We start from the raw sequence: 26,111 nt of genomic DNA, 5'->3' as shown, positions 1-26,111 counted from the left end.
CATGCAGCTCGCCGTCTGGACCTACGAAGGTCCCCCGCATATCGGCGCGATGCGCGTCGCCACCGCCATGCTGGGCCTGCACTACGTGCTGCACGCGCCGCAGGGCGACACCTATGCCGACCTGCTCTTCACCATGATCGAGCGGCGCGGCGACCGCCCGCCCGTCACCTACACCACCTTCCAGGCGCGCGACCTCGGCGGCGACACGGCCGAGCTGTTCAAGACCGCCGCCCGCGAGGCCTTCGAGCGCTTCCAGCCCCAGGCGATGATCGTCGGCGCCTCCTGCACGGCGGAGCTGATTCAGGACGACCCGGGCGGCCTCGCCCGCGCCCTCGGCCTGCCCATCCCCGTCGTCGCGCTGGAGCTGCCGAGCTACCAGAAGAAGGAGAATTGGGGCGCCGCCGAGACCTTCTACCGCCTGGTCCGCGGCCTCTGCGCCCCGCCCGCGCCGCGCGCCGAGGGCCGCACGCCGAGCTGCAACATCCTCGGCCCGACCGCCCTCGGATTCCGCCACCGCGACGACCTGCGCGAGATCACCGATCTCCTCACCCGCATGGGCGTCGCCATCAACGTCACCGCCCCGCTCGGCGCGACGCCGGCCGACCTCGCCCGCCTCGGCGAAGCCGACTTCAACATCGTCCTCTACCCCGAGATCGCCGGCCCCGCCGCCGCCTGGCTCACCCGCGCCCATGCGCAGCCGGCGACGAAGACCATCCCCATCGGCCTCGGCGCCACGCGCGAGTTCATCGCCGAGGTCGCAGGCCTCGCGGGACTCGATGCCGCCCCCATCCTCGCCGCCGAGACCGCACGCTCCGCCTGGTACTCGCGCTCCGTCGACTCGAACTACCTGACCGGCAAGCGCGTCTTCGTCTTCGGCGACGCCACCCATGCGCTGGCCGCCGCCCGCATGGCGACCGAGGAACTCGGCTTCACCCTGGTCGGCCTCGGCAGCTACGCCCGCGAGCAGGCCCGCGAGCTGCGCGACGCGGCCAAGGCCCATGGCATCGAGGCGACCATCTCCGACGACTACCTCGCAGTCGAGGCCGCCATCCAGGCCGCCCAGCCCGAGCTGATCCTCGGCACCCAGATGGAGCGCCACACGGCCAAACGCCTCGGCATCCCCTGCGCCGTCATCTCCGCCCCCGTCCATGTGCAGGACTACCCCGCGCGCTATTCGCCGCAGATGGGCTTCGAGGGCGCCAACGTCCTCTTCGACACATGGGTCCATCCGCTGATGATGGGCCTCGAGGAGCACCTCCTCGGCATGTTCCGCGAGGACTTCGAGTTCCACGGCGAGGCCGCCCCCTCCCATCTCGGCGCGGCCGCCGCCACGGCCACCGCCGCGCCGACGCCCCCGGCGACCCTCACCTGGGCCGCCGAGGCAGAGCGCGAACTCGGCAAGATCCCCTTCTTCGTCCGCGGCAAGGCCCGCAGGAACACGGAGCGCTACGCCACCGAACACGGCATCGGCACAATCACCATCGAGGCGCTCTACGATGCCAAAGCCCATTTCAGCCGTTAGCGCCGTGCCGATCCGCGTGGTGGTCGTCACCATGGACAGCCATTTGTCCGGCGCGGTGATGCATGCGGTGACGGCGCTGCGGCGCGAGCTCCCCGGCCTGTCGCTGGTCGTCCACGCCGCCGATCAATGGGGCTCGGACGAGGTGGCGCTCGCCGCCTGCCATGCCGACATCGCCCGCGGTGACATCGTCGTCGCCTCCATGCTCTTCCTCGAGGACCATATCCGGGCCGTCCTCCCCGCTCTCGCCGCGCGGCGCGAGAGCTGCGACGCGATGCTCGGTCTGCTCTCCGCCGGCGAGGTGATGCGCCTCACCCGCATCGGCCGCTTCCGCATGGATGCGGAGGCGACGGGCGTGATGGGCATGCTCAAGCGCCTGCGCGGCAACCGCAAGCCCGGCGGCCAGAGCAGCGGCCGCGATCAGATGAAGATGCTGCGGCAGCTGCCGCGGCTGCTGCGCTTCGTCCCCGGCACCGCGCAGGACGTGCGCGCCTACTTCCTCGCCCTGCAATACTGGCTGGCCGGCTCGGAAGAGAACCTGGCGAACATGATCCGCCTGCTGGTCGGCCGCTACGCGACGGGGCCCCGCCAGCAGCCGCAGGGACGCCTGCAGCCCGCCGCCCCGCCGATCGAATACCCGGAGGTCGGCCTCTTCCACCCCCGCGTCGCTGCCCGCATCACCGAGCGGGTCGAGGACCTGCCCGCCGCGGGCAGCGCCGGCACTGCCGGCCTACTGATCCTCCGCTCCTACGTCCTCGCCAACAACGCCGCCCATTATGCCGGCGTCATTGCAGCGCTCGAGGCGCGCGGCCTCCGCGTCATCCCCGCCTTCGCCAGCGGCCTCGACTCGCGCCCGGCCATCGAGCGCTACTTCCTGAAGGACGGCGTTGCCTGCATCGACGCGCTGGTCTCGCTCACCGGCTTCTCGCTTGTCGGCGGTCCCGCCTACAACGACGCCCGCGCCGCCGAGGCGATCCTCGCCCAGCTCGACATCCCCTACATCGCCGCCCACCCGCTCGAATTCCAGACGATGGAGCAATGGCAGGCCGATGCCCGCGGCCTGCTGCCGGTCGAGGCGACGATGATGGTCGCCCTCCCCGAGCTCGACGGCGGCATCTGGCCGATGACCTTCGGCGGCCGCACCGGCACCTCCGACGGCGAGAGCGCGCATGAGATGGCCGCCCATCCCGAGCGCGCCGCTATGCTCGCCGCCCGCATCGCTAGGCTCGTCGAGCTTCGCCGGGCCGAGCGCGCGGCCCGCAAACTCGCCATCATCCTCTTCAACTTCCCGCCGAACAGCGGCGCCACCGGCACCGCCGCCTATCTCGGCGTCTTCGCCTCGCTCCACCACACGCTGGTCGGCCTGCGCGACGCCGGCTACACGCTCGACGTCCCGGCCACGGTGGACGAGCTCCGCGGCATGATCCTCGACGGCAACCGCGCCCGCTACGGCACGGATGCCAATGTCGCGCTGCGCGTCCCGACCGACGACATCCTTCGCCGCGAGGCCTACCTGCCCGAGATCGAGGCGCAATGGGGCCCGGCGCCGGGCAAGCTGCAGACCGACGGCGCCGGCATCCTCGTGCTCGGCCTCCAGCTCGGCAACGTCTTCATCGGCATCCAGCCCGCCTTCGGCTACGAGGGCGACCCGATGCGCCTGCTCTTCGAGCACGGCTTCGCCCCGACCCACGCCTTCAGCACCTTCTACCGGTGGATCCGCGAGGATTTCGCCGCCCACGCGGTGCTGCATTTCGGCACCCATGGCGCGCTGGAATTCATGCCCGGCAAGCAGGCCGGCATGTCCGGCGAATGCTGGCCCGACCGGCTGATCGGCGACCTGCCCAACTTCTACTTCTACGCCAGCAACAACCCCTCCGAGGGCACCATCGCCAAGCGCCGCGCCGGCGCCGCGCTGATCAGCTACCTGAGCCCGCCCGTCGCCCATGCCGGCCTCTATCGCGGCCTGCTGGACCTGAAGGCCTCCATCGACCGCTGGCGCGCGCTCGAGCCCGGCAGCGACCCGGAGCAGCAGGCGGCGCTGGCCACGCTGATCCAGGCCCAGGCCGCCGCCGTCGACCTCGCCGCCGCCGAGCCCGCCTGGGACGACGCGGACGGAACCATCCTCGCCCTCGGCCGCGAGCTGCTGGCGCTGGAGGAGACGCTGATCCCCTACGGCCTGCACGTCATCGGCGAGCCGCCCAACGCCACCGACCGCGCCGCCATGCTCGACGCCGCCGGCGTGACGGAGCCCGAGCGCCGCGCCCATCTCGACGCCCTGCTCGCCGAGGACCACGAAATTCCCGCCCTCCTGCACGCGCTCGATGCCGGCTACCTCCACCCCGCCCCCGGCGGCGACCTGCTGCGCACGACGGAGGTGTTGCCCACCGGCCGCAACCTGCACGGCTTCGACCCCTTCCGCATCCCGAGCGCCTTCGCCGTGCAGGACGGCGCCCGCCAGGCCGACCGCCTGCTCGCCCGCCACGCGGCGGATGGCAACGCGCTGCCGGAGACCGTCGCCCTCGTCCTCTGGGGCACCGACAACCTAAAGACCGAGGGCGGCCCCATCGCCCAGGCCCTATGGCTGATGGGCGCCGCCCCGCGCTTCGACAGCTACGGCCGCCTCTGCGGCGCCCAGCTCCTGCCGTTGGAGACGCTCGGCCGCCCGCGCATCGATGTCGTCGTCACCCTCTCCGGCATCTTCCGCGACCTGCTGCCCCTGCAGACCCGCCTGCTCGCCGAAGCCGCGCTCCTCGCCGCCGAGGCCGAGGAGGCCCCCTCGCGCAACTTCATCCGCAAGCACGCACTCGCCTTCCAGGCCGCGCATGGCGGGTCGATGGCGGAAGCCGCGCTCCGCGTCTTCGGCAACGCCGACGGGGCCTATGGCGCCAACGTCAACCAGCTCGTCGGCAACGGCGCCTGGACCGACGAAGACGAGCTGGCCGACGCCTATGAGCGCCGCAAGGGCTTCGCCTATGGCGTCAACGGCAAGCCGGTGCGCCATGCCGCCGTCCTCGCCCATGTCCTCGCCAGCGTCGAGGTCACCTACCAGAACCTCGATTCCGTCGAGCTCGGCGTCACCACCGTCGACCACTACTTCGACACGCTCGGCGGCATCAGCCGCGCGGTGAAGCGCGCCCGCGGCAGCAGCGCCTCGATCTATATCGGCGACCAGACCCGCGGCGACGGCGCCGTCCGCACCCTCTCCGAGCAGGTCGCGCTCGAGACCCGCACCCGCGCTCTCAACCCGAAATGGTACGAGGCGCTGCTCTCCCATGGCTATGAGGGCGTCCGCCAGATCGAGGCGCAGGTGACGAACACCCTCGGCTGGTCGGCGACGACCGGCGAGGTCGACCCCTGGGTCTACCAGCAGCTCACCGAGACCTTCGTGCTCGACGCCGCCATGCGCGAACGCCTGGCCGCGCTGAACCCGACCGCCTCGGCGAAGATCGCGAACCGCCTGCTGGAAGCGCATGAGCGCCGCTACTGGTCGCCCGACCAGGGCGTGCTCGACGCCCTGCGCCAGGCGGGGGAGGAGCTGGAGGACCGGCTCGAAGGCATCACCGTGGAGATGGCCGCATGAGAATCGAGACGCCGCATGCCGCCCTCCACCGGCGCCCGGTGGTGCCCGCCCGGATGGACGGGGACGGCAGCGTGCAGGTCCATCTGGACCCGAACATGACCATCGGCAGCGCCAAGGTCTTCTCCGTCTACGGCAAGGGCGGCATCGGCAAGAGCACCACCAGCTCCAACCTCTCGGTCGCCTTCTCGAAGCTCGGCAAGCGCGTCCTCCAGATCGGCTGTGACCCGAAGCACGACAGCACCTTCACCCTGACCAAAAGCCTGATCCCCACGGTGATCGACGTGCTCGAGACGGTCGACTTCCACTCGGAGGAGCTGCGCCCCGAGGATTTCGTCTTCGAGGGCTACAACGGCGTCATGTGCGTCGAGGCCGGCGGCCCGCCCGCCGGCACCGGCTGCGGCGGCTATGTCGTCGGCCAGACGGTGAAGCTGCTGAAGGAGCACCGCCTGCTGGAAGACACCGACGTGGTGATCTTCGACGTGCTCGGCGACGTGGTCTGCGGCGGCTTCGCGGCGCCCCTCCAGCATGCCGACCGCGGCATCATCGTCGCCGCCAACGACTTCGACAGCATCTTCGCCATGAACCGCATCGTCGCCGCCATCAAGGCGAAGTCGAAGAACTACGACGTCCGGCTCGGCGGCGTCATCGTCAACCGCAGCGCGGCAACCGACCAGATCGACAAGTTCAACGCCGTGACGGGGATGCAGACGCTGGCCCATTTCCCCGACCTCGACGTCATCCGCCGCTCCCGCCTGAAGAAGTCCACCCTCTTCGAGATGGACCCGACGCCGGAGCTGGAGGCGGTGCAGGAGGAGTACCTCCGCCTCGCCGCCAACCTCTGGGCCGGGACGGCTGCGCTCAGCGCCTCGCCCATGAAGGACCGCGACATCTTCGACCTGCTGGGATTCGACTGATGCCGAGCAGCACCTACGCCGCCCGCCGCGGCGAGCTTGAGACCTATTTCGACCGCACCGCCGTCGAGGCCTGGACGCGCCTCACCTCCACCGCCCCGGTCGGCCGCGTCCGCGCCACCGTCCGCGTCGGCCGCGACTCCATGCGTGCCACGCTGCTGTCCTACCTCCCGGCCGACCTCACCGGCCGCCGCCTGCTGGACGCCGGCTGCGGCACCGGCGCGCTCGCCGTCGAGGCCGCCCGCCGCGGCGCCCATGTCACCGCCATCGACCTCTCGCCAACCCTGGTGGCGCTCGCCGCCGAGCGCGCCGCCGGCAACACCGGCGCCGGCCATGTCGAGTTCCTCACCGGCGACATGCAGGACCCAGCGCTCGGCGAGTTCGACCACGTGGTCGCCATGGACAGCCTGATCCACTACCGGGCACCCGATGTCGTGGCGGTGCTCGCCGGCCTCGCCGCCCGCACCCGCCACTCGATGCTGCTGACCTTCGCCCCGCGCACCCCGCTGCTGGCGGCGATGCACGCCGCGGGCCAGTTCTTCCCGCGCGGCGACCGCTCGCCCGCCATCGAGCCGGTCGCAGAGCGCCGCCTCGCGCGCCTCGTAGCCGCCGGCCTCCCCGGCTGGCAGCCCGCCCGCAGCCGCCGCATCGCCGCCGGCTTCTACATCTCCCAGGCCCTGGAGGTGCGCCGCAGATGAGCCGCATCGCACGGGCTTGGACGAGAATCGGCCCCGAATTCCTCCCCTTCGCCGATGCCGCCTCAGCCGAACTGCCCCTCGGCCGCCTGCTGCGCCTCTCGCTCTTCCAGGTCTCGGTCGGCATGGGCTCCGTGCTGCTGATCGGCACGCTGAACCGGGTGATGATCGTCGAGCTCGGCGTCTCCGCCTGGCTGGTGGCGACGATGGTCTCCCTGCCGCTGCTCTTCGCCCCCTTCCGCGCGCTGGTCGGCCACCGCTCCGACAACCACCGCTCGGCGCTCGGCTGGCGCCGCGTTCCCTACATCTGGATGGGCACGCTGCTGCAATTCGGCGGCTTGGCGATCATGCCCTTCGCCCTGATCCTGCTCTCGGGCGACAGCAACGCGCCGCCGATCGTCGCCCATATCGGCGCGGCGATGGCCTTCCTCCTCGTCGGCGCCGGCCTGCACACGACGCAGACGGTGGGCCTGGCGCTCGCCACCGACCTCGCCCCGCCCGAGTCCCAGCCGCGCGTCGTCGCCCTGCTCTCGCTCATGCTGCTGCTCGGCATGATGGTGAGCGCCCTCGGCTTCGGTGCGCTGCTGCAGCATTTCAGCCAGATCCGGCTGATCCAAGTGATCCAGGGCGCGGCGCTGCTCACCATGGTGCTGAACTGCGTAGCACTTTGGAAGCAGGAGCCGCGCGACCCGAACCGCACCCGCGTGAGCCGCCCCCAGCCCGGCTTCGTCGAGAGCTGGCGGCGCCTGCGCGGGGAGGGGCGCTGGACCCGGCGGCTGGCCGCCATCGGCCTCGGCTCCGCCGCCTTCAGCATGCAGGACATCCTGCTCGAGCCCTATGGCGGCCAGATCCTCGGCCTGTCCGTCGCCGCGACGACGACGCTGACCGCGCTCTTCGCCGGCGGCGGCATCGCCGGCTTCGCCATGGCCGCGCGCGGCCTCGGCCGTGGCGCGGACCCGCACCGTATCGCCGGCTTCGGCGCGCTCGTCGGCGCCACGGGCTTCGCCGCCGTCATCTTCGCGGCGCCCCTCGATAGCGCCGTCGCCTTCGGCCTCGGCACGGTGGCGATCGGCCTCGGCAGCGGCCTCTTCACCGTCGGCACGCTGACGGCCTGTATGGACCTCGCGCGCAGCGGCCAGGCCGGCCTCGCGCTCGGCGCCTGGGGTGCGGTGCAGGCGAGTTGCGCCGGCGGCGCCGTCGCCATCGGCGGCGTGCTGCGCGATCTCGTCTCGGAATTCGCCATGCATGGCGGCCTCGGCACGACGCTCACCGTCGCCGCCACCGGCTACGGCGCGGTCTACCTGCTCGAGATCGTCTTGCTCTTCGCCACCATTGCCGTGATCGGCCCGCTCGTCAGCGTCGTCCGGCCGCGGCCCACACCCACGCTCGGCCTCGCCGGGTCCCCGAGCTAGCGGAGGAACGCCGTCATGCAAACCGGTGCCATCACCAGCTATATCGATGTCGCGCAGGTCGCGCTCTACGCCTTCTGGCTCTTCTTCGCCGGCCTCATCCTCTACCTCCGCCAGGAGGACAAGCGCGAAGGCTACCCGCTGGAGAACGAGCGTTCGCCCCATGTCCAGGTGCAGGGCTTCCCGCCGATCCCGGCTCCGAAGGCCCTGAAGCTCGCGCATGAGGGCCACCGGATCCCGCGCCCGCAGGAGCGGAACCTCGATGGAATCCTGATCCCGACTGCTCCCTGGCCCGGCGCGCCGATGCAGCCCCTCGGTGACCCGATGCAGGACGGCGTCGGCCCCGCTTCCTATGCCCTCCGCGCCGAAGTGCCGGACGTGACCTTCGACGAGCAGTTGCCGAAGATCGTCCCGCTGCGCGCCGCCACCGGCTACTACCTCGCCGCGCAGGACCCGGACCCGCGCGGCTATCAGGTCGTCACCGCCGATGGCCGCATCGCCGGCACGGTGATGGATTGCTGGGTGGACCGCTCCGAGACCGTGGTGCGCTACCTTGAGGCCGATGCCGAAGGCTCCTCCGGTGCCCGCCGCGTGGTCTTCCCCATGGCGCTCGCCCGCGTGGATGCGAAGCGCCGCATCGTCAAGGTCGTCTCGGTCCTGGCGAACCAGTTCGTCGAGGCGCCGATGCTGAAGGATGCCGACACCATTACGCTGCGCGAGGAAGACCGCATCAGCGGCTACTTCGCCGGCGGCCACATGTACGCCACGCCGCAACGCCTCGGCCCGCTCATCTGAAGGAGGCCGCCATGCAGGAACATGAGCTGGAGCCGGTCTGGGGCCTGCCTGAGCGCCCCCCGGCCAATGAAGCGATCCTTTGGCAGGGTGCGCCCGACTGGCGCCTTTATGCCCGGCGCGGCCTGCATCTCCGCGGCCTCGCCCTCTATTTCGCGCTGCTGCTCGGCGCCCGCTGCACCGCCTCGCTGATGGATGGTGCGAGCCTGCCGGTCGCGCTGCGCGATGCCGCCTGGTTCCTGCCCTTCGCCCTGGTGGCGCTGGCACTGATCCTGCTGCTCGCCGTGCTGGTGGCGCGCACCAGCGCCTACACCATCACCAGCAGGCGCATCGTCTTCCGTATCGGCATCGCGCTGTCGATGACGGTGAACATCCCCTTCGCCGCCATCGAGGCCGCGGCGCTTCGTCGCCATGCCGATGGCAGCGGCGACCTGACGCTGACGATCGCGCCGCGCCAACGCATTTCCTACATCTTCTTCTGGCCGCATGTCCGTCCGTGGCGCTACGCTCGTCCCGAGCCTGCGCTGCGCGCGATCCCGGATGTGGAAGCGGTGGCGCAGATCCTGTCGCGGGCCCTGGCCGCGGCGGCGGCGATGCCGGTCCGTCCGGTCGCCTCCGCCACTTCCGCCGGGGCCACAACCGGCCCGCAGACGGCCGCGGCCTGAGGAGAGGGAAGATGCGCAGCCATTCCCACGACATGCCGGTGCCGCGCGGGCCGCTGATCGGCGCCGGCCTGCTCATCCTCACGGTCCTCGTCGCCACCGGCCTCGGACGCATGGCTGGCGCCGGCACCACCGCGCCACGAAACGAGACGCCGACGCTCACCCGCAGCCTCGGCTTCGAGGACCGCGCCGACGGCGCCATCCTCGTCCGCGACGCGGAAGCCGGCCGCGACATCGCCGTGCTGGAGCCCGGCACCAACGGCTTCGTCCGCGGCGCGCTGCGCGCCCTGGTGCGCGACCGCCGCCGCGAGGAGATCGCCGGCCGCGCGCCCTTCCGCCTCGCAGCCTGGCCCGATGGCAGGCTGACGCTGGAAGACCCGGCAACCGGCGCCAGCATCGGCCTCGAGGCCTTCGGCCCAACGAACATGGAAGCCTTCGCCCGGCTGCTGACCGCGGGGAGGGCCCTGCCATGAGCCTCGGCCTGCTATCCCGCCTCACCGGCGGTCGCCGCTTCGAGGTGCCCTGCACCATCGATATCGAGCAGACCTTCGACAGTCTGCACGCCCATGCCATTCCTGAAGGCGTGCAGCTCCGCCCCGGCGACCGCGTCCTCGTCCATGGCCTGCCCAACCATGTCGCCCCAGGTGCTACGATGCGCTTCGAGGCCCGCGCCACCGTCATCCGCGCGGGCTGGCTGGAGCGCGCCTGGACCGAGGCCTCCGCCATCCTGGAGCTGACCGAACTCTACCATTGCGGCTTCGAGCCCAAGGAAGCGCCATGAACGCCGTAACTCCCGCACCGCGCCGGCCGGTCAACGCCGTCACCCGCGAGGCGACGACCGACACCGTCCTCAGCCCGCGCTTCTACACCACCGACTTCGACGCCATGGACCGCATCGATGTCGGCAGCCTGCGCGCCGAATGGGACGCGCTGATGGCCGAATTCCACGCCGACCCCAACAAGGGCCATTTCGTCCGCACCGAGGCCTTCGACGAGTTCAGGCTCGATGCGCTGCCCGAGCTCCTGCAGAAGGAGCTGGTCGAGTTCCTCGTCAGCTCCGTCACCGCCGAATTCTCGGGTTGCGTGCTTTATGCCGAGATCCGCAAGCGGGTGAAGAACCCCGACATGCGCGACCTCTTCGGCGTGATGAGCCGCGACGAGGCGCGCCATGCTGGCTTCATCAACGACGCGCTGAAGGACATCGGCATCGGCGTCGACCTCGGCTTCCTCACCAAGGCGAAGAAGTACCACTACTTCCAGCCGAAGTTCATCTTCTATGCCACCTACCTCAGCGAGAAGATCGGCTATGCCCGCTACATCACCATCTTCCGCCAGTTCGAGCGGCATCCGGAGCTGCGCTTCCACCCGATCTTTCTGTGGTTCGAGAAGTGGTGCAACGACGAGTTCCGCCACGGCGAGGCCTTCGCCCTGCTGATGCGCGCCAACCCGAAGCTTCTCGAAGGCCGCAATAAGCTCTGGGTTAAGTTCTTCCAGCTTGCCGTCTATGCGACGATGTATGTGCGCGACCACGCTCGGCCGGAGTTCCACAAGGCCCTCGGCATGACGCCGTCCGACTACGACTACCAGGTCTTCGACACCTGCACCGAGATCTGCAAGCAGGTCTTCCCGGTGACGCTCGATACCGACCACCCGGCCATGCGCCGCGGCTTCGACCGTCTCTTCCGCATCACGCAGAAGATGACGGCGGCCAAGGCCCGCGGCGGCCTCGTCGGCAGGCTGCACCGCGCCGGCCTCGGCGTCGCGGCGGCCGCCACCTTCGCCCGCCTCTACCTCCTCCCGGGCAAGCATGCGGCGCTGCCGGCGCAGATCCGCATGGCGCCTGCCTGGTAGCGCCCCATGGCCGATTATGGTCTGCCCGCCCTCTATGCGCTGTTCGTCTGGTGGTTCAGCACCGGGGCGATCATCTGGCTGGACGGGCTGCCGGCGCGGACCTATCGGCGCAGCATGCTGGGCGCGACCGCGATGCTCGGCGCCGCCCTCTGGGGCCTGGCCGCCAGTAGCGCGGACGCCTCGCCCCTCGGCGCCTACTGCGCCTTCTCCTGCGGCCTGCTCGCCTGGGCTTGGCAGGAGATGGCCTTCCTCATGGGCTTCGCCACCGGGCCCCGCCGTGCGCCCTGCCCACCGGGCTGCACCGGCTGGCCGCGCTTCCGCCTCGCCGTGCTCACCATCCTCCACCATGAGCTGGCGATCGTCGCCGGCGCCGTCGCGGTCCTGGCGCTGACTTGGGGCCAGCCGAACCAGATCGGCGCCTGGACCTTCCTGCTGCTCTGGGGCATGCGGCAGAGTGCCAAGCTGAACGTCTTTCTCGGCGTGCGGAACCTCAACGAGCAGTTCTTGCCGCCGCACCTTGCCTATCTCGGCAGCTTCTTCGCCCGCAAGCCGATGAACCTGCTCTTCCCGCTCTCCGTCACCGGCGGCACGCTGCTCTGCGCCTGGTTCTTCCACCGTGCCCTGGCCGGCGGGGCCAGCGACTTCGAGGCTGCCGGCTTCACCTTCCTCGGCGTGCTGACCGCGCTCGCCATTCTCGAACACTGGTTCCTGGTACTCCCCATCCCGGCGGAAGCCCTCTGGAACTGGAGCATGAAGTCACGCCGCCCGGCCGCACCGGCCGTGGTGGAGGCGGAGCCTCAGCACCTGCGCGTGCTGCGCCCCGCCGCCTGAAGCCATAAGCCCTGAAAGGGAGAGGGGACGATGAACTACGAGGCGTTCTTCCGGAAGCAGATCGGCGCCCTCCACCGCGAAGGCCGCTACCGCGTCTTCGCCGACCTCGAACGCCAGGCCGGCGCCTTCCCCTACGCGACGCACCACCGCCCGCGCGGCCAGCAGCAGGTGACGGTCTGGTGTTCCAACGACTATCTCGGCATGGGCCAGCACCCGAAGGTGCTCGCCGCGATGCATGAGGCGCTCGACAAGTGCGGCGCCGGCGCCGGCGGCACGCGCAACATCGCCGGCACCAACCACTACCACGTCATGCTCGAGCAGGAGCTCGCCGACCTCCACGGCACGGAGGCCGCGCTGCTCTTCAACAGCGGCTACATGTCGAACTGGGCGACGCTCTCGACGCTCGCCTCGCGCATGCCCGGCTGCGTCATCGTCTCCGACGAGCTGAACCACGCCTCGATGATCGAGGGCATCCGCCACAGCCGCGCCGAGCGCCGCGTCTTCGCCCATAACGACCCGGCCGACCTCCGCCGCATCCTCACCGAACTCGACCCGGAGACGCCGAAGCTCGTCGCCTTCGAGAGCGTCTACTCGATGGACGGCGACATCGCCCCCATCGCCGAGCTCTGCGACATCGCCGAGGAATACGGCGCGATGACCTATATCGACGAGGTCCATGCCGTCGGCCTCTACGGCAAGCGGGGAGGGGGCGTCACCGAGCGCGACGGCGTCGCCCATCGCCTCACCGTCATCGAGGGCACGCTGGCCAAGGCCTTCGGCGTCGTCGGCGGCTACATCGCCGGCTCCGCCGCGATGTGCGACTTCGTCCGCTCCTACGCCTCGGGCTTCATCTTCACCACCTCCATGCCGCCCGCGGCGGCAGCCGGTGTCATCGCCAGCATCCGCCATCTCAAGGAGAGCAGCGTCGAGCGCGACCTGCTGCATGCGAACGCCTCGCAACTCCGCGCCAAGCTCGACGCCGCCGGCGTGCCGCATCTGGAGAACCCGAGCCACATCGTCCCGGTGATGGTGCGCGACCCGGTGGTCTGCAAGCAGATTAGCGACCTGTTGCTGGACCACTACGGAATCTACGTCCAGCCGATCAACTACCCGACGGTGCCGCGCGGCACGGAGCGGCTGCGCTTCACCCCCGGCCCGTTGCACAGCGCGGCGGATATCGACCATCTCGTCTCGGCACTGTCCGAGATCTGGTCGCAGTTCAGCCTCCAGCGCGCGGCTTGAGAATCATTCTCATGGAACGAATTCCCTCCTTGCTGCGCTTGGCAAATCTGAATCCGGGCCCAAGCTTCGTGGGCCGGGCCACAGGAGGAGGACAAGCGAGACATGGACAGGACGAGAAAGCCGCAGGCGCGCCGCGAATTCCTGCAGAGGACTGGCCTTCAGATCGCCGGCCTCGCGGCCCTGGCGCCGGTCGCCATTGCCACCGCGCGGGCGCAGGACAAGCTTGCCCCCGAGATGGTGATGTACCAGGTCCAGCCAAAGGACGGCCAACGGTGCGACGGCTGCCTGCATTTTCAGCCGCCGAACGCCTGCGCCATCGTCAACGGCGAGATCAAGCCCGAGGGCTGGTGCGCAGTCTGGGCCGCGAAGGGCTGAAGCAGACCCGGCGCGGCCCGCTCGCCGCGCCGGCCGGAGGGAGGCGGCCGTGACCGGGCGGCGCGCCTTCCCCTTCTCCGCCATCGTCGGGCAGGAGGAGATGAAGTTGGCGATCCTCATCGCCGCCATCGACCCCGGCATCGGCGGCGTTCTCGTCTTCGGCGACCGCGGCACCGGCAAGTCCACCGCCATCCGCGCGCTCGCCGCCCTGCTACCCGAGATCCCCGTCATCGAGGGCTGCCCCTATCGCTGCGACCCTGGTGACGAGCCATCGCTCTGCGCCGAATGCCGCGGCCGCCGTCCGCTCCGCACCGCCATGGCGCCCGTTCCCGTCGTGGACCTGCCGCTCGGCGCGACGGAGGACCGCGTGCTGGGCGCCCTCGACATCCAGCGCGCCCTGGCCGAAGGGGTGAAGGTCTTCGAGCCCGGCCTGCTCGCCCGCGCCCATCGCGGCTTCCTCTACATCGACGAGGTGAACCTGCTGGAGGACCACCTGGTCGACCTGCTGCTCGACGTCGCCGCGTCCGGCGAGAACGTCGTGGAGCGCGAGGGCCTCTCCATCCGCCACCCCGCCCGCTTCGTCCTGGTCGGCAGCGGCAACCCCGAGGAAGGGGAACTTCGTCCCCAGCTCCTCGACCGCTTCGGCCTCTCGGTCGAGGTGACGACGCCGCGCGACCTGCCCAGCCGCATCGAGGTCATCCGCCGCCGCGACGCCTTCGAGCGCGACGCGGCCGCCTTCACCGCCCACTGGTCCGGCGCGGAAGCGACGCTGCGGCACCGCATCCTCACCGCCCGCACCCGCCTGCCCGACATCACGCTCCCCGATGCTGCGCTGGAACGCGCCGCCCGCCTCTGCCTCGCCCTCGGCACCGACGGCCTCCGTGGCGAATTGACCCTCATCCGCGCCGCCCGCGCCCTGGCCGCCTTCGAGGGCGAGGCCGAGGTGGACGACACCGCCCTCCGCCGCGTCGCCCCGCCCGCGCTCCGCCACCGCCTCCGCCGCAACCCGCTGGACGAGGCCGTCTCCACGACGAGGGTCGAACGCGCCATCGCCGAGGTCTTCGTCCCGTGACCTCAACCGCCGAGCCCTGGGTCGATGCCGCGCGGGCCGCCGCCCTCCTGGCCATCGACCCGGCCGGGCTCGGCGGCGCCACCCTTCGCGCCCCGCCAGGCCCGGTGCGCGACGCCTGGCTCGCCCTGCTGCGCGGCCTTCTGCCGCCGGCGACGCCCTGGCGCCGCCTGCCCCCCGGCATCGCCGATTCCCGCCTGCTCGGCGGCCTCGACCTCGCCGCCACGCTGCAATCCGGCCGCCCCGTCGCCGAGCGCGGCCTCCTCGCCGAGGCCGATGGCGGCCTCCTTCTCCTGGCGATGGCCGAGCGCCTGGCCCTTGGCACCGCTGCCCGCCTCGCCGCCGCGCTGGACACCGGTGAGGTCGCCGCCGAGCGCGACGGCCTCACCCTCCGCGCCCCCGCCCGCATCACGCTCATCGCCCTCGACGAAGGGATCGGGCCCGACGAATCCCCGCCCGCGGCGCTGCTGGACCGCCTGGCCCTCCGCCTCGACCTCACCCCGATCCCGCCCTCCGCCACCACGGCGCTCACCCCCACCGCCGGTCAGATCATCGCCGCCCGCGCCCTGCTCCCCCGCATCCTTGCCGGCCCGGACGTGCTGGAGGCGCTCTGTGCCACCGCCGCCGCCCTCGGCATCGACAGCCTCCGCCCGCCCTTGCTGGCGCTGCGCCTTGCCCGCGCCGCCGCCGCCCTGGCTGGGCGCGAGGCGGTGGCCGAAGAGGATGCGGCGCTGGCCGCCCGCCTCGTCCTCGGCCCCCGCGCCACCCAGGCCCCCGCCGCCCCCGAGCCGGAGGCGCCACCCCCGCCGCCCGAGACGGCCGAGGACCAGCCCCCCCAGCCCAGCCCCGAGCAGATGGGCGAGATCCTCCTCGCCGCCGTCGAGGCCGCCATCCCCGCCGGGCTCCTGGACCAGCTTCGCCTCGCCCCCGCCCGCACCCGCACGCCCGGCACCTCCGGCACCCGCCGCGCCTCGCCCCTGCGCGGCCGCCCCATCGGCAGCCGCCCCGGCGAACTGCGCGGCGGCGCCCGCCTCGCCCTGGTCGATACCCTCCGCGCCGCCGCCCCCTGGCAGCGCCTGCGCGGCGGCGGTAGCCCACGCCTCCGCATCGCCCGCGAGGACATCCGCATCCGCCGCTTCCAGCAGCGCTCGGAGACGGCGACGCTCTTCCTCGTCGATGCCTCCGGCTCCGCCGCCCTGCACCGCCTGGCCGAGGCGAAGGGCGCGGTCGAGCTGCTGCTCGCCGAATGCTATGTCCGCCGCGACCGCGTCGCGCTCCTCGCCTTCCGCGGCACCGGCGCCGAACTCCTCCTGCCGCCGACCCATTCCCTGGTCCGCGCCCGCCGCAGCCTGGCCGCCCTGCCCGGCGGCGGCGGCACCCCCATCGCCTCGGCCCTCGACGGGGCCCTGGCGCTGGCGGATGCCATCCAGCGCCGCGGCCAGACCCCGCTGCTGGTCCTGCTGACCGATGGCCGTGCCAACATAGCCCGCGACGGCAGGCCCGGCCGCGAGCGGGCCATGGCCGAGGCGCTGGAGGCCGCCCGCGCCCTCCGCGCCGCCCGCATCGCCGCGCTGCTGGTCGACACCTCGCCCCGCCCGCAAGAGGCCGGCCGCAGCCTCGCCGCGGCCCTGGGCGGCCGCTACATCCCGCTCCCCTATGCCGACGCCGCCGCCATCTCCCGGGCGGTCCGGCAAGGATGACCTCCAACCGCCCGGACTGGGCGACCGACGGTCGCGACTGGCCGAACCGCTCCGCCAGCCGCTTCGTCAGGGCCGCCGGCTTCCGCTGGCATGTCCAGGTGGCGGGGGAGGGGCCCGTGCTGCTCCTCGCCCATGGCACCGGCGCTGCGACCCATTCCTGGCGCGGCCTGCTCCCGCTGCTCGCCAGCCGCTTCACCGTGGTCGCCCCCGACCTCCCCGGCCACGGCTTTACCGACACGCCCACCGGCGCCCGCCTGTCCCTGCCGGTGATGGCCCGCGCCCTGACCGAGCTGACCCGCACGCTCGGCCTCCCGCCGGACCTCGCCGCCGGCCATTCCGCCGGCGCCGCCATCCTCGCCCGCATGACGCTCGACGCCGGCATTGCCCCACGCGCCGTCATCGGCCTCAACGCCGCGCTGCTGCCCTTCGAAGGCTTCGCCGGCCAGGTCTTCTCCCCCATCGCCCGAATGCTCGCCGGGGTGCCCGCCGTCCCCTGGTTCTTCGCCCGCCGCGCCGCCGAGCGCAGCGTCGTCGAGCGCCTGCTGCGCGACACCGGCTCCGCCCTCGATCCGCGCGGCGTCGAGCTCTATGCCCGCCTGGTCCGCCGCCCCGCCCATGTCGCCGCCGCCCTGGGCATGATGGCGAATTGGGACCTCCACCCCCTGCTGCGCGACCTCCGCCGCCTGAAGCCGCCGCTGATCCTGCTGGTCGGTGGCGCCGACCGCACCATCCCCCCTGCCGATGCCCGCCGCCTCAAGGCGATGCTCCCCGGCCTCCGCGTCATCCCGCTCCCCACCCTCGGCCACCTCGCGCATGAGGAGCAGCCGGAGCGCATCGCAGCCCTCATCACCAGCCTGGCCGAGGAACTGGGCCTCGCCTCCCTCGCCGAGGCATGATCCTCCCGCCCTCGCACCCCCAGCGCCTCGAACTGAACGACGAGGTCCATGCCCGCCCGCCCGAGGCCCTGGCCCCGCCGCTCCGCCTCTCCTACCTCGCCCTGCTGACCGACCCGGCCCGCCGCGACGCCTCCTGGGAGGCGGTCTGCGACCTCGCCCGCCGCTCCGCCATCCCGCCGCCGCTGCCCGGCGCCAGTCATTTCAGCGCCGATTTCGGCCCCTTCCGGCTGAAATGGGAGCGCCACACCGAGTTCAGCCGCATCATGGTGATCACCCCCGGCGCCGATGCGGCCGATCCCTTCGCCAGCCCCGCCATCGCCGCCCTGCCGCCCGGCTGGGTGCAGGCGCTGCCGGGCGAGCTGCTCGTCGCAACCCACCTCGCCCTGCTCCCCGCCGATGAGGCCGAGCCGGATGCGCTCGCCGACCGCCTCTTCGCCGGCAACAGCCTCATCGGCGGCACGATGAGCGGCGGTGCCGCCCGCGTCGTCACCGATTTCCGCATCCATGGCGGCTTCAGCCGAATCCTCGTCGAGGATATCCGCACCACCCCGCGGCAGGCGGGCCGCCTCATCCAGCGCCTGCTGGAGATCGACACCTACCGCATGCTGGCGCTGCTCGCCCTGCCGCTTGCGCGCGATCTCGGCCCGCCCATCACCGCCAGCGAGCGCAAGCTGGCCGAGATAACCGAAGCCCTCGTCACCGCCCGCGCCGCCGACGAGCCGGAGCTGCTCGACAGCCTCACCCGCCTCGCCGCCGAGACCGAAAGCCGCGAGGCCCGCACCCTCTACCGCTTCAGCGCCGCCGAGGCCTATCACGCCCTCGTCCATCGCCGCATCACCGAGCTCCGCGAGGGCCGGATGGAAGGGATGCAGACCCTCGAGGAATTCATGGAGCGCCGCCTCGCCCCCGCCATGAACACCTGCCGCGCCATGGCCGCCCGGCAGGATGCGCTCTCCCGCCGCGTTGCCCGCGCCACCCAGCTGCTCTCGACCCGTGTCGACCTGACGCGCGAGCAGCAGAACCAGGTGGTGCTCGCCAACATGGACCGCCGCGCCCAGCTTCAGCTCCGCCTGCAGGAGACGGTCGAGGGCCTCTCCGTCGCCGCCATCACCTACTACATCGTCGGCCTGGTGGCCTATGTGGCGAAGGGGCTGAAGGCCGCCGGCCTGCATCTCGATGTCGACGTCGTCACCGGCATCGCCATCCCGGTTGTCGCGGTGGCCGTCGCCCTCGGCATCCGCCAATTCCGCCACGTGGTGACGAGGCGCACGACGTTCCTCACTCCACCAGCGGGAAGGTAGCCGCCAGCGCCCAGGCCAGGGCCAGGGCATGCCCGATCGCCGCCGGCAGCGGCGTCCCCGTCGCCCGCCAGCTCCACCGCCCCACCAGCCCATAGACAGTAAGGAAGAACAGCATCACCGGCACGATGATGACGAGGAAGAACAGCCGCCGCGGATCCAGCGCCACGGCGAGGAGCAGCGAGACGAGGAAGGCGAGCTTGGTCGCCGGCGCCGCGAGGCGCGCCGCATGCGGCCCCCGCACCGCCCACTCATCGGCGAGGAACCAGGGCAGCGTCCCGCAGAGCATCGCCGGCACCAGCCAGGCCCGCATCCCCACCGGCAAGAAGCTCGTCAGCAACAGGTCGATCGCCACACCGAAGCCGAGCATCGCATAGGCCGCAACGCCGATGGCCCCGAGCGCGACCCGTCCCGGCCGCGCCCTGCTCCACCCCGCGCCCCGCCACCACATCAGCAGCCCCGTCAGCACGCCATAGAGCGCGCAATGCAGCGCGAGGTAATCGCCGAGCAGCAGCGGCAGGAACCGCCCCGGCACCAGCCGCAGCAGCAGCGGCGTCGCCACCGCCGGCACCAGCGCGACGACCCAGAACCGCCGCCATCCCATCCCCCCGCCTTCCTCGCGCGCCACCGCCCGCGGCAGCAGCGCCGAGAGCGGCCAGCCCAGCGCCAGCAACCCCCCGAAGAGCAGTGCCAGCGCCCCGCCGCGGATATCGAGGAACCCGTCGCCCAACCGCCCGAAGACGCCATCGAGCCAGGCAAGCGATTCCGCCAGCGCATCCCGGCTGTAGAGGATGCCGATATGCTCCACCCCCGCGGCGAGGGCGTATCGCCGCCCCGTCCCATCGTCGAACCGCCCGTAGGTGACGCGCTCCTCCGTCGCCGGGCCGACCACCTTCCGCGCCGCCTCCTGGAGGAAGCCGGGCTCCCAGGCCCCGACCAGCAGCAGCAGGTTGCGTGGCCGGTCCGCCGTTACCTCCGGCCCGAAGCCCGAGAGCGCGACCATCGCCGCCACCTCCGGCCGCGGCACCGCCCAGCGCATCACGATATCCGCCGCCATGGAGTGCCCGAGCAGCGCCAGCCGTCCGTCGCCGAGCCGCCCCGCCGCCTCCACCACCCGCCCGAGCGCCGCCATCAGCGCCCCCGCCGCCGCCCGGTCGTCGCTCAGCCCACCCGCCAGCGGCACCGGATTCCGCCCATGCCCGGGGAAGTCGAAGGTCACCGCCACATACCCGTTCCGCGCCAGCGTCACGGCGAAGGCCTGCATCATCTGCTGAGATCCGGCGAAGCCATGCGCCACGACCAACACCGGCCCCGCCGCACCGGAGGCCGGCCGGAACACCCGCGCCGGAATCTCGCCGACGGCCAGCGACGTCTCCACCACCCCCTCGCGCGCCGCATGCAGACGCCAGCCGCCGAGCCCGATGGCCGCCAGGGCCAGCAGTGCCACCACCACCTTCGCAATTCGTCGCAAGCCGCACTCTCCGCGCTGGTGGTTTCCGTCAAGCCAGGTTTACACTTGGCTTTAATGCCCGACTTTACACCCGCCGCGCCACCCGGCCTGCCAGCCCTGCTCCCGCAGGCCACGCGTCCGCATGCGGTGGTGATCGGCTCCGGCTTCGGCGGCCTCGCCGCCGCCATCCGCCTCGGCGCCCGCGGCTACCGCGTCACGGTGCTCGAACGCCTGGCCGAGCCGGGCGGCCGCGCGCGCGTCCACCGGCAGGACGGCTTCACCTTCGATGCCGGCCCGACCATCGTCACCGCGCCCTTCCTGCTGGAGGAGCTGTGGACGCTCTGCGGCCGCCGCATGGCGGACGACATCGACCTCCGCGCGCTCGATCCCTTCTACCGCATCCGCTTCGACGACGGCGCCACCTTCACCTATTCGGGCGACCAGGCTGCGATGCGCGCCCAGATCGCCGCCTTCGATCCCGGCGACCTCGCGGGCTACGAGCGCTTTATGGCGCTCAGCGCCGAGACCTGCCGCATCGGCTTCGAGCAGCTCGGCCACACGCCCTTCGGCCACTGGACCGACATGGCGAAGGTCGCCCCCGGCCTCGCGCGCTTGCAGGCCTGGCGCAGCGTCTACCGCACGGCGGCGGCGCATTTCCGCGACGAGCGGCTGCGCACCGTCTTCAGCTTCCATCCGCTGCTGATCGGCGGGAATCCCTTCGCCGCCAGCGGCATCTACGCGCTGATCTCGCATCTCGAGCAGCGCTGGGGCGTCCACTGGGCCATGGGCGGCACCGGCAGCCTGATCCAGGGCCTTGTCCGCCTGATCGAAGGGCAGGGGGGGCGCCTCCGCTGCGGGGCCGAGGTCGCCCGCATCGAGACCACCGGCCGCCGCGCGACGGGCGTGACGCTCGCCGATGGCGAGACCATCGCCGCCGATGTCGTCGTCTCCAACGCCGACGCTGCCTGGACCTACGGCAAGCTGCTGCCGGGCGTCGCGCGCCGACGCTGGACCGATGCCAAGCTGGCCCGCGCCCGCTACTCGATGAGCCTCTTCGTCTGGTATTTCGGCACTCGCCGCCGCTACGATTCGGTCGGCCACCACACGATCCTGCTCGGCCCGCGCTACCGCGGCCTGCTGCGCGACATCTTCACCCGCAAGCACCTCGCGGAGGATTGCAGCCTCTACCTCCACCGCCCGACCGCGACCGACCCATCGATGGCGCCACCCGGCTGCGACACTTTCTACGTCCTGTCGCCGGTCCCGCATCTCGGCAGCGGCATGGACTGGGCCGGGCAGGCCGAACCCTACCGGCAAATGATAGCCCGCCGCCTGCACGAGACGCTTCTGCCCGGCTTCGAGCAGGAGATCGTCACCTCCCGCCTCACTACGCCGCAGCATTTCCGGGACGACCTGCTCGCCGTCCACGGCGCCGCCTTCGGCCTGGAGCCGGTGCTGACGCAGAGCGCCTGGTTCCGCCCGCACAACCGTTCGGAGGAGGTGGAGCGCCTCTACCTCGTCGGTGCCGGCACGCATCCCGGCGCCGGCATCCCAGGCGTCATCTCCTCCGCCAAGGTCCTCGACAGCGTGGTGCCGCATGCCTCCGTCCTCGCCTAGGCATCCCCCCCGACACCGCCGCGCCGCCCCTCATCCCCGGGAGGCCGCCACGGCAGGACACCGCACGGAGGCCACCCCCTGATGCGCACCAACCCCGTCCTCGCCGCCGCTGACCTCGCCGCCTGCCGTGCCCTGCTGCGCGGCGGGTCGAAGAGCTTCCACGCCGCCGGCAAGCTCCTCCCCGCCCGTATCCACGAACCCGCCGCCGCGCTCTACGCCTTCTGCCGTATCGCCGACGACGTGATCGACGACGGCGGCGGCCCCGCCGCCCTCGCATCCCTGCACATGCGGCTCGACGCCGCCTATGCCGGCCGTCCGCACCCGCACCCGGCCGACCGCGCGTTCGCCGCCGTCGCCGCCCGCTACGCCATCCCCCGCGCCCTGCCCGCCGCCCTGCTCGACGGCTTCGCCTGGGACCAGTCCGGCAGGCACTACGAGACGCTGGCCGAGCTCGAAGCCTATGCCGCCCGGGTCGCCGGCTCGGTCGGCGCCATGATGGCCCTGCTGATGGAGGAGCGCCGGCCCGAGGTCGTAGCCCGCGCCTGCGACCTCGGCGTTGCCATGCAGCTCACCAACATCGCCCGCGATGTCGGCGAGGATGCCCGCAACGGCCGCCTCTATTTGCCGCGCGCCTGGATGCGCGAGGCCGGCCTCGATCCGGATGCCTGGCTCGCCGCCCCCGCCTTCGACGCGCGCCTCGCCAGCGTCGTCCAACGCCTGCTCGCCGTCGCCGACGCGCTCTACCGACGCTCCGAGGGCGGCATCGCCAGCCTGCCGCTCACCTGCCGCCCCGGCATCGGCGCCGCCCGCTTCATCTATGCCGAGATCGGCCGCGCGGTGGAGCGCGCCGGCCTTGACAGCGTGACGCGCCGCGCCACCGTCCCCGGCCGGCGCAAGGCGGTGCTGCTCGCCCGCAGCCTCGGCGCCCTGCTGATGCCGCGCCCGGCCGTCGGCGCCCCGCCGCTGGAGGCGACGCGGTATCTCGTCGAGGCCGTCGCCGCCACCATGCCGCCGCGCCCGCGCCCCCGCGCCCCCGCCCGCTCCTTCGACGAGCGCATCGCCTGGCTCGTCGATCTCTTCACCCGGCTGCAGCAGCAGGAGCTGCGCCGCAACGGATAGGAGGCTCCCATGCGCAACCTGCCCGGCATCCTCATGCTCGCCGGCGCCGCCTGGCTCGTCTGGTCCGCCTTCGGCCGCCGCCGCGGCGCGGAACAGGCCGCCGCCCGCGGCGAGGCCCCGCCCGCCCTGCATCCATCCCTGCAGATGATGGGCGGCGTCATGCCCCCGCTGGTCAATCTCGGCCTCGTCATCGCCGGCGGCCAGGTCGCCTTCGCCTTCTGGCTGACGAGCGGCGCCGGGATCTTCGGCCCGCTCGACCTCATCGGCTTCCTCGCCCTGCTCGCCGCCTACGGCCACTGGCTCGGCACCAAGGCCCGCCACCGCCTACCGGCCTGACCACCGCCGCCCGAGATCGACCAGATGCGCCACCAACGCGGCACTGAGCGCGAGCCCGATCCACCCCCACCAGGCGCCCGCCATCGCCGCCCAGAGCGCCAGCATCAGGCAGGCCCCCGGCGCCAGCAGCGCTGCGACATCGCCCGGCGGCAATCCCCGCCCGCTCCGCCGATGCAGCAGAAGCAGCAGCGCCGCCTCGCCCAGCACGAAGCCGAGCAGCAGCGGCGCCACCAACCCATCCTCGAACAGCCAGCCCATGCCTTCCCCCGGGTCCGGGGGAAGGCTAGCGCGGATCAGGCCACGACGCGCCTGTAGAGATGCCAGGTGGCATGCCCGAGCAGCGGCATCACCACGGCGAGCCCGATGAAGGCCGGCAGGCTCCCCAGCAGCAGCAGCGCGACGACGAGCAGGCCCCAGACCGCCATCGTCACCGGATTGGCGAGGCAGGCGCGCACCGAGGTCTGGATCGCCGTCCCCACGCTGACATTCCGGTCGAGCAGCATCGGCACCGACACCACCGTCAGCATCAGCACCGCGACCGCCAGCACGAAGCCCACCGCATTGCCGATGAGGATCAGCCGATGCCCCTCCGGCGTGTTGAAGGCGATCCGCGCCAGCTCGCCGATGGAGCCCGGCACCGGCCCCACCGTCGCCTCGAAGATCATCCGCGCCGCGAAGAGCCAGGCGACGAAGATCGCCATCACCAGCACCCCCATCGCCGCGATGGAGAAGAAGGAGGGGCTGCGCAGCACGTCGAAGGCGTTGAGCCAGCTCGCCGGCTGCCCTGCCTCCCGCCGCCGGCTGATCTCGTAGAGCCCGACGGCCGCCACCGGCCCCACCAGCGAGAGCCCCGCGACCAACGGGAAGAGCAGCGGCAGCATCTCGCCTCCCGCCATCGCCCGCGCAGCCACCAGCCCGACCACGGGATAGAGCACGCAGAGAAAGGCGAGCTGCGTCGGCGTCGCCAGAAAATCGTCGAGCCCCTCTCGCAGGGCCTCGCGCAGATCGGCGATGCCGATGCGCCGTATGGTTGGCTCGGCACGGATCGCAGAGGCGTCGGTCGTCCAGCCATTGGCCATGGGGTATCCTCCCTGTCTCTGATAAGTCCGGCCCCGGACCGGGACCGGACCGCACGCGACAGGTGATATATGACTACCATGGCAGTGATCGACGCTTCACACCGCTGTGAGGCAACCGGCCGATGATGGAAGTCCTGGCCCAGTTCGAATGGGCGCTGATCCTCTTCCTCGTCCTCGGCCTCGCGGTCTGGGAGCTGATCCGGCTCCGGCGCGACAAGCGGAAGGACCCGGGGCACGACGCAAGGCGGCGCGGATGATGCGCGGGCCGCTGGCGGCTCCTGAGGACAGGCGGGGAGCCCGTGTCCAGGCACTCCGACGCCGAGGCTTGCGGACGGGCTCCCGAGGTGTGAATAACGGCGGCGCCATGGGCCCCTCGGTGATCCCGCCGCACCGTGACTGACCGTAGGCTGCCATCAGAGGAGTGATGTGTGACCGACAAGCGCTACACGCCGATCGAGCAATGCCGCATCGGTGGGGGAACGACCCTTATTCCGGTCCTCGACCTCGGGCAGCAGGCATTGACCGGCGTCTTCCCGAAGGACGTCGCGGAACCGGTCACGACCGGCCCGCTGCGCCTCGTGTGGTGTCCCAATTCCGGGCTGCTGCAGCTCGACTGCTCCTATGACCTCGGCGAGATGTACGGCGAGAACTACGGCTATCGCTCGGGCCTGAACCAGAGCATGGTCCAGCACCTGACCCAGAAGATCCGGGAGCTCGAGCGCCTCGCCGAGGTCGCGCCGGGCGATGCCGTGCTGGACATCGGCAGCAACGACGCGACCTCACTCAAGGCCTATTCGGTGTCCGGCCTGTCGCGGACCGGCATGGACCCGACCGGGGTGAAGTTCCGTCAGTACTATCCGGACGACATCAAGCTGATCCCCGATTTCTTCTCGGCCCGCGCCTATTTCGCGGCGGGCGGAAAGCCGGCGAAGGTCGTCACCTCCATTGCCATGTTCTACGATCTGGAAGATCCGATCGCCTTCGCGCGCCAGGTCGAGGAGGTGCTGGCCCCGGGCGGCGTCTGGCATTTCGAGCAGAGCTACATGCCCTCGATGCTGCGGCTGACGAGCTATGACACGGTCTGCCACGAGCACCTGGAATACTACTCCCTCGGCGCGGTGCAGCGGATCCTCGCCGCTGCCGGGTTGCGCGCGATCGACGTGAAGATGAACGCCGTGAACGGCGGCAGCTTCGCGGTCAGCGCCGTCCGCGCGAGCGAGCCGAGGCGGGGCTCCGAGGCGGTCATCGGCTGGCTGCTCGAACAGGAGGATCGCATGGGCCTCTCGACGCCGCGCCCCTACCGCGACTTCGAGGAGCGGGTTTACCGCCACCGCGATGACCTCACCCGCCTGCTGAAGACCCTTGCGGCCGACGGCAAGAAGGTCTTCGGCTACGGCGCCTCGACCAAGGGCAACGTCGTGCTGCAGTTCTGCGGCATCACCACCGCTGAAGTTCAGGTCATCGCCGAGGTCAACCCGGACAAATTCGGGGCCTATACTCCCGGCACCAACATCCCGATCGTGTCCGAGGCCGAGGCGCGCGCCATGCGGCCGGATTATTTCCTCGTCCTGCCCTGGCACTTCAAGGAGGGCATCATCCGCCGCGAGGCCGAATTCCTGGCCAATGGCGGGCGCATGATCTTTCCCTTCCCCGAAATCGAGATCGTCTGAGTTGGTCGAG

General features: G+C 71.7%; 25 protein-coding genes. 22 read left to right on the top strand and 3 right to left on the bottom strand.

Features of this window, described 5'->3' with window-relative positions; all coding sequences use genetic code 11:
* The first annotated feature begins 1 nt into the window (after nucleotide 1).
* The 17 genes from bchB (at nucleotide 2) to JMJ56_RS13935 (ending at nucleotide 18,833) form a co-directional block, all read left to right on the top strand.
* Nucleotides 2-1,522 (top strand): ferredoxin:protochlorophyllide reductase (ATP-dependent) subunit B, encoded by a 1,521-nt coding sequence (gene bchB, locus JMJ56_RS14015; RefSeq protein ID WP_202832381.1) that lies wholly within the window; start codon nucleotides 2-4, stop codon nucleotides 1,520-1,522.
* Entirely contained in the window at nucleotides 1,497-5,099 is a 3,603-nt protein-coding gene (locus JMJ56_RS14010; protein ID WP_202832380.1) for a magnesium chelatase subunit H, read from the top strand. Before bchB ends, JMJ56_RS14010 begins: the two co-directional genes overlap by 26 nt.
* Nucleotides 5,096-6,013, top strand: a complete 918-nt coding sequence (gene bchL, locus JMJ56_RS14005) for a ferredoxin:protochlorophyllide reductase (ATP-dependent) iron-sulfur ATP-binding protein (protein WP_407927908.1) — start codon at nucleotides 5,096-5,098, stop codon at nucleotides 6,011-6,013. Before JMJ56_RS14010 ends, bchL begins: the two co-directional genes overlap by 4 nt.
* A complete protein-coding gene (gene bchM, locus JMJ56_RS14000; protein ID WP_202832379.1) occupies nucleotides 6,013-6,708 on the top strand; it encodes a magnesium protoporphyrin IX methyltransferase in 696 nt (231 codons plus the stop codon). The genes bchL and bchM overlap by 1 nt, the downstream gene beginning before the upstream one ends.
* Nucleotides 6,705-8,117 carry a BCD family MFS transporter gene (locus JMJ56_RS13995; protein WP_202832378.1) on the top strand — a complete coding sequence of 471 codons (1,413 nt, stop codon included), beginning with the start codon at nucleotides 6,705-6,707 and terminating at the stop codon, nucleotides 8,115-8,117. Before bchM ends, JMJ56_RS13995 begins: the two co-directional genes overlap by 4 nt.
* 15 nt (nucleotides 8,118-8,132) lie before the next feature.
* On the top strand, nucleotides 8,133-8,909 hold the full coding sequence (gene puhA, locus JMJ56_RS13990) for a photosynthetic reaction center subunit H (protein ID WP_202832377.1): 777 nt from the start codon (nucleotides 8,133-8,135) through the stop codon (nucleotides 8,907-8,909).
* An 11-nt stretch (nucleotides 8,910-8,920) separates the two neighbouring features.
* A complete protein-coding gene (puhB, locus tag JMJ56_RS13985) occupies nucleotides 8,921-9,571 on the top strand; it encodes a photosynthetic complex putative assembly protein PuhB (RefSeq protein ID WP_202832376.1) in 651 nt (216 codons plus the stop codon).
* A gap of 11 nt (nucleotides 9,572-9,582) precedes the next feature.
* Complete coding sequence (puhC, locus tag JMJ56_RS13980; RefSeq protein ID WP_202832375.1) at nucleotides 9,583-10,041, top strand: photosynthetic complex assembly protein PuhC; 459 nt, start codon at nucleotides 9,583-9,585, stop codon at nucleotides 10,039-10,041.
* Nucleotides 10,038-10,349: a hypothetical protein gene (locus JMJ56_RS13975; protein WP_202832374.1), complete on the top strand. Its 312-nt coding sequence runs from the start codon at nucleotides 10,038-10,040 to the stop codon at nucleotides 10,347-10,349. Before puhC ends, JMJ56_RS13975 begins: the two co-directional genes overlap by 4 nt.
* Complete coding sequence (gene acsF, locus JMJ56_RS13970; protein ID WP_202832373.1) at nucleotides 10,346-11,419, top strand: magnesium-protoporphyrin IX monomethyl ester (oxidative) cyclase; 1,074 nt, start codon at nucleotides 10,346-10,348, stop codon at nucleotides 11,417-11,419. Before JMJ56_RS13975 ends, acsF begins: the two co-directional genes overlap by 4 nt.
* 6 nt (nucleotides 11,420-11,425) lie before the next feature.
* Entirely contained in the window at nucleotides 11,426-12,250 is an 825-nt protein-coding gene (puhE, locus tag JMJ56_RS13965) for a putative photosynthetic complex assembly protein PuhE (RefSeq protein ID WP_202832372.1), read from the top strand.
* A gap of 30 nt (nucleotides 12,251-12,280) precedes the next feature.
* On the top strand, nucleotides 12,281-13,492 hold the full coding sequence (gene hemA / locus JMJ56_RS13960; protein WP_202832371.1) for a 5-aminolevulinate synthase: 1,212 nt from the start codon (nucleotides 12,281-12,283) through the stop codon (nucleotides 13,490-13,492).
* A gap of 102 nt (nucleotides 13,493-13,594) precedes the next feature.
* Nucleotides 13,595-13,867 carry a high-potential iron-sulfur protein gene (locus JMJ56_RS13955; RefSeq protein ID WP_202832370.1) on the top strand — a complete coding sequence of 91 codons (273 nt, stop codon included), beginning with the start codon at nucleotides 13,595-13,597 and terminating at the stop codon, nucleotides 13,865-13,867.
* Between the two features lie 49 nt (nucleotides 13,868-13,916).
* A complete protein-coding gene (gene bchI, locus JMJ56_RS13950) occupies nucleotides 13,917-14,939 on the top strand; it encodes a magnesium chelatase ATPase subunit I (protein ID WP_328702378.1) in 1,023 nt (340 codons plus the stop codon).
* A complete protein-coding gene (locus JMJ56_RS13945; protein ID WP_202832369.1) occupies nucleotides 14,936-16,636 on the top strand; it encodes a magnesium chelatase subunit D in 1,701 nt (566 codons plus the stop codon). Before bchI ends, JMJ56_RS13945 begins: the two co-directional genes overlap by 4 nt.
* Nucleotides 16,633-17,532 carry an alpha/beta fold hydrolase BchO gene (bchO, locus tag JMJ56_RS13940; protein ID WP_202832368.1) on the top strand — a complete coding sequence of 300 codons (900 nt, stop codon included), beginning with the start codon at nucleotides 16,633-16,635 and terminating at the stop codon, nucleotides 17,530-17,532. Before JMJ56_RS13945 ends, bchO begins: the two co-directional genes overlap by 4 nt.
* On the top strand, nucleotides 17,529-18,833 hold the full coding sequence (locus tag JMJ56_RS13935) for a DUF3422 family protein (RefSeq protein WP_202832367.1): 1,305 nt from the start codon (nucleotides 17,529-17,531) through the stop codon (nucleotides 18,831-18,833). The genes bchO and JMJ56_RS13935 overlap by 4 nt, the downstream gene beginning before the upstream one ends.
* Here the strand turns inward: JMJ56_RS13935 and JMJ56_RS13930 are convergent.
* Nucleotides 18,811-20,301, bottom strand: a complete 1,491-nt coding sequence (locus JMJ56_RS13930; protein WP_202832366.1) for an alpha/beta hydrolase — start codon at nucleotides 20,299-20,301, stop codon at nucleotides 18,811-18,813. The genes JMJ56_RS13935 and JMJ56_RS13930 overlap by 23 nt on opposite strands.
* A gap of 54 nt (nucleotides 20,302-20,355) precedes the next feature.
* Here JMJ56_RS13930 and JMJ56_RS13925 point away from each other — a divergent pair, with 54 nt between their 5' ends.
* From JMJ56_RS13925 to JMJ56_RS13915, 3 genes are all read left to right on the top strand, one after another.
* Nucleotides 20,356-21,897, top strand: coding sequence for a phytoene desaturase (locus JMJ56_RS13925; RefSeq protein WP_202832365.1), 1,542 nt, complete (start codon nucleotides 20,356-20,358; stop codon nucleotides 21,895-21,897).
* Nucleotides 21,898-21,978: 81 nt separating this feature from the next.
* Entirely contained in the window at nucleotides 21,979-23,016 is a 1,038-nt protein-coding gene (locus JMJ56_RS13920; protein WP_202832364.1) for a phytoene/squalene synthase family protein, read from the top strand.
* Nucleotides 23,017-23,025: 9 nt separating this feature from the next.
* Nucleotides 23,026-23,352, top strand: coding sequence for a hypothetical protein (locus JMJ56_RS13915; RefSeq protein ID WP_202832363.1), 327 nt, complete (start codon nucleotides 23,026-23,028; stop codon nucleotides 23,350-23,352).
* Here the strand turns inward: JMJ56_RS13915 and JMJ56_RS13910 are convergent.
* Together JMJ56_RS13910 and JMJ56_RS13905 are read right to left on the bottom strand one after the other, a co-directional pair.
* Nucleotides 23,341-23,610, bottom strand: coding sequence for a hypothetical protein (locus JMJ56_RS13910; protein WP_202832362.1), 270 nt, complete (start codon nucleotides 23,608-23,610; stop codon nucleotides 23,341-23,343). The two genes, JMJ56_RS13915 and JMJ56_RS13910, sit on opposite strands and share 12 nt — an antisense overlap.
* Nucleotides 23,611-23,645: 35 nt before the next feature.
* A complete protein-coding gene (locus tag JMJ56_RS13905; RefSeq protein WP_202832361.1) occupies nucleotides 23,646-24,431 on the bottom strand; it encodes a DUF2189 domain-containing protein in 786 nt (261 codons plus the stop codon).
* 122 nt (nucleotides 24,432-24,553) lie between these two features.
* Between JMJ56_RS13905 and JMJ56_RS34850 the strand changes: the two genes are divergently transcribed.
* Both JMJ56_RS34850 and JMJ56_RS13900 read left to right on the top strand, forming a co-directional pair.
* The gene (locus JMJ56_RS34850) at nucleotides 24,554-24,688 is read left to right on the top strand and encodes a hypothetical protein (RefSeq protein ID WP_268885006.1); all 135 of its coding nucleotides are present in this window, start codon (nucleotides 24,554-24,556) and stop codon (nucleotides 24,686-24,688) included.
* Between the two features lie 171 nt (nucleotides 24,689-24,859).
* Nucleotides 24,860-26,101, top strand: coding sequence for a class I SAM-dependent methyltransferase (locus JMJ56_RS13900; RefSeq protein WP_328702377.1), 1,242 nt, complete (start codon nucleotides 24,860-24,862; stop codon nucleotides 26,099-26,101).
* The last annotated feature ends 10 nt before the right edge of the window (nucleotides 26,102-26,111 follow it).

This window comes from Belnapia arida (assembly GCF_016773205.1).
GTDB lineage: Bacteria > Pseudomonadota > Alphaproteobacteria > Acetobacterales > Acetobacteraceae > Belnapia > Belnapia arida.
This window is presented reverse-complemented; position numbering and strand designations above follow the sequence as displayed.